This is a genomic window from Microbacterium sp. Leaf351 (assembly GCF_001423825.1).
In the GTDB taxonomy this organism is placed as follows: domain Bacteria; phylum Actinomycetota; class Actinomycetes; order Actinomycetales; family Microbacteriaceae; genus Microbacterium; species Microbacterium ginsengisoli.
This window is the reverse complement of the sequence record NZ_LMPK01000015.1, coordinates 49,380-52,162: the sequence shown is the minus strand read 5'-3', so window position 1 is coordinate 52,162 and position 2,783 is coordinate 49,380. Positions and strand designations below refer to the sequence as shown.

The 2,783-nt window shown below is 69.0% G+C and carries 4 protein-coding genes and 1 pseudogene; 4 read left to right on the top strand and 1 reads right to left on the bottom strand.

Going from position 1 to position 2,783, the window contains the following annotated elements; all coding sequences use genetic code 11:
• The 3 genes from nusG to rplA form a co-directional block, all read left to right on the top strand.
• The coding region (gene nusG, locus ASG00_RS17295) for a transcription termination/antitermination protein NusG (RefSeq protein WP_235559267.1) at nucleotides 1-559 on the top strand (559 nt) is incomplete at its 5' end.
• Nucleotides 560-641: 82 nt separating this feature from the next.
• A complete protein-coding gene (gene rplK / locus ASG00_RS05895) occupies nucleotides 642-1,073 on the top strand; it encodes a 50S ribosomal protein L11 (RefSeq protein WP_045247325.1) in 432 nt (143 codons plus the stop codon).
• A gap of 14 nt (nucleotides 1,074-1,087) precedes the next feature.
• Nucleotides 1,088-1,780 (top strand): 50S ribosomal protein L1, encoded by a 693-nt coding sequence (gene rplA, locus ASG00_RS05890; RefSeq protein WP_045247324.1) that lies wholly within the window; start codon nucleotides 1,088-1,090, stop codon nucleotides 1,778-1,780.
• Between the two features lie 67 nt (nucleotides 1,781-1,847).
• On the opposite strand, the gene ASG00_RS05885 is transcribed toward rplA, so the two are convergent.
• Nucleotides 1,848-2,495, bottom strand: coding sequence for a LysE/ArgO family amino acid transporter (locus ASG00_RS05885; RefSeq protein ID WP_056207537.1), 648 nt, complete (start codon nucleotides 2,493-2,495; stop codon nucleotides 1,848-1,850).
• A 68-nt stretch (nucleotides 2,496-2,563) separates the two neighbouring features.
• Here ASG00_RS05885 and ASG00_RS17290 point away from each other — a divergent pair.
• A pseudogene (locus ASG00_RS17290) lies at nucleotides 2,564-2,783 on the top strand (LysR family transcriptional regulator); the annotation flags it as partial.

Below are 2,783 nucleotides of genomic sequence, written 5' to 3'. Positions count from 1 at the left end.
CTCCTACGCCGGTTTCGAGCGCAAGGTGAAGGCCAACATCGAGCAGCGCAAGTCGACGCTCGAGGTCGAGGAGGACATCTACCAGGTCGAGGTCCCCATGGAGGACGTCGTCGAGATCAAGAACGGCCAGCGCAAGATGGTCACCCGCGTGCGCATCCCGGGCTACGTGCTCGTGCGCATGGAGCTCAACGAGGACACCTGGTCGGTCGTTCGCCACACGCCCGGCGTCACCGGCTTCGTCGGCAACGCGCACAATCCGACCCCGCTGCGCTTCGAAGAGGCCTTCACGATGCTGCAGTCGCTCGTCGAGGTGAAGGAGGCGGCCCCCGTCAAGGGCGGCGCCCCCGTCAAGGGCGCTCCGGCCGCGGCCCGCGTCATCCCCGCCGAGGTCGACTACGAGATCGGCGAGACCATCACGATCAAGGAGGGCTCGTTCGCGGGTCTCCCGGGCACCATCAGCGAGATCAAGCCCGAGAGCGGCAAGCTCACCGTGCTCGTCTCGCTGTTCGAGCGCGAGACCCCCGTCGAGCTGTCGTTCGACCAGGTCACCAAGCTCTGACACAGACCACCGCTCCCCGGAATGGCCGGGCTGCGGGAGAGAGGGATGCCGCGAGGCATCCGCTCGTTGAAAGGAAAAGGAAATGGCACCGAAGAAGAAGGTGACCGGCCTGATCAAGCTCCAGATCAACGCCGGCGCCGCCAACCCGGCGCCGCCGATCGGCCCCGCGCTCGGTCAGCATGGCGTCAACATCATGGAGTTCTGCAAGGCGTACAACGCCGCGACCGAGTCGCAGCGTGGCAACGTCATCCCGGTCGAGATCACCGTCTACGAAGACCGCAGCTTCACGTTCATCCTGAAGACCCCGCCGGCGGCGGAGCTCATCAAGAAGGCCGCTGGCGTGCAGAAGGGGTCCAAGACCCCGCACACGGTGAAGGTCGCCAAGCTCACCAAGGAGCAGGTGCGCCAGATCGCCGAGACCAAGCAGCCCGACCTCAACGCGAACGACATTGAGGCCGCATCGAAGATCATCGCCGGCACCGCCCGTTCCATGGGCATCACGGTCGAGGACTGAGGGGGAGCGTCACCATGGCACAGAAGTCCAAGGCGTACGAGGCCGCGAAGGCCAAGATCGACGCCGACAAGTTCTACACCGCCGCTGAGGCCGTCGCGCTCGCGAAGGAGACCGGTTCGGCGAAGTTCGACTCGACCGTCGAGGTCGCGCTGAAGCTCTCGGTCGACCCGCGCAAGGCCGACCAGATGGTGCGCGGCACCGTCATCCTTCCCCACGGCACCGGCAAGACGGCGCGCGTGATCGTGTTCGCGACGGGTCCGGCCGCGGAGGCCGCCATCGCCGCGGGTGCGGACGAGGTCGGCGGCGCCGAGCTCATCGAGAAGGTGGCCGGCGGCTACACCGCGTTCGACGCGGCGGTCTCGACCCCCGAGCTCATGGGCCAGGTCGGTCGTCTCGGCAAGGTGCTGGGTCCCCGTGGCCTCATGCCGAACCCGAAGACCGGCACCGTGACCCCCAACCCGGCCAAGGCCGTCGAGGAGATCAAGGGCGGCAAGATCGAGTTCCGCGTCGACAAGCACGCCAACGTGCACTTCGTCGTCGGCAAGGCCTCGTTCACGGCCGAGCAGCTGGGCGAGAACTTCACTGCCGCGGTCGACGAGATCGTGCGTCTGAAGCCGTCGAGCTCGAAGGGCCGCTACATCCAGAAGGGCGCCGTGTCGACCACGTTCGGCCCCGGCATCCCGCTGGACGTCAACTCGCTGGTCTGATCAGACCGCTTCCGAAAGGCCCTCTCCGTCTCGGAGGGGGCCCTTCGTCGTCTCGGGATGCCGCGGCTCACCCGCCGACGGCGAGGAGGACCCCGAGCGTCACCATGACGACGGCGATCACGGCGTCCAGCACCCGCCACGCGCGCGGTGTCGCGAGCACGGGCGCGAGGAGGCGAGCGCCGTAGCCGAGTGCGGCGAACCAGATGATGCTCGCGACGCCGGCGCCGAGCGCGAACCACCAGCGACCGTCGCCCTGCGAGGACGCGACCGAGCCGAGCAGGAACACCGTGTCGAGGTAGACGTGCGGGTTCAGCCAGGTGAGGGCGAGGGCGGTGCCGACGACGGCGCGACGTCGGGTCGCGGTGAGCGTTCCGGACGAGACGGAGGCCGCGGCATCCGTCGCTGGACCCGTCACTGTCAGCGTCTCGCCCGCCGGTCGCAGCGCCCGTCGGGCGGCGAGCAGCCCGTAGCCGATCAGGAACGCGGCGCCGGCGATGCGCACCGCGATCGCGAGCCACGGCACCCCGTGCAGCAGGAGCCCGATGCCGCTGACGCCGAGAGCGATGAGCGCGAGGTCGCTGAGGGTGCAGACCGCGACGACGGCGAGCACGTGCTCGCGGCGGATGCCCTGCCGCAGCACGAACAGGTTCTGGGCGCCGATCGCCACGATGAGCGAGGAGCCGAGGCCGAGACCGGCGAGGAGGGAGGCGAGCACACCTCGACCGTACGATCCGCCTAGACTTCACGCCAGCTCATGTATCTGTCGCTACATAAGGAGAACTGATGGCCCGTCTCCCGCTGTCGCACGCCGAGACCCTGGCCGTCGTGGTCGAGGAGGGGACGATGGATGCCGCGGCCCGTCGTCTGCGCATCACCCCGTCGGCGGTCAGCCAGCGCATCTCCGCGCTCGAGGCGCAGCTCGGTCAGGTCCTGCTCGTGCGGGGCCGCCCGGCGCGCGCCACGTCCGCAGGCCGGAGCGTCGTGCGCTGGGCGCGGGAGGTGG

Excerpts from the sequence above, each read along its gene's own strand:
- rplK (WP_045247325.1), top strand. The coding sequence starts at position 642 with ATGGCACCGAAGAAGAAGGTGACCGGCCTGATCAAGCTCCAGATCAAC.
- rplA (WP_045247324.1), top strand. The coding sequence starts at position 1,088 with ATGGCACAGAAGTCCAAGGCGTACGAGGCCGCGAAGGCCAAGATCGAC.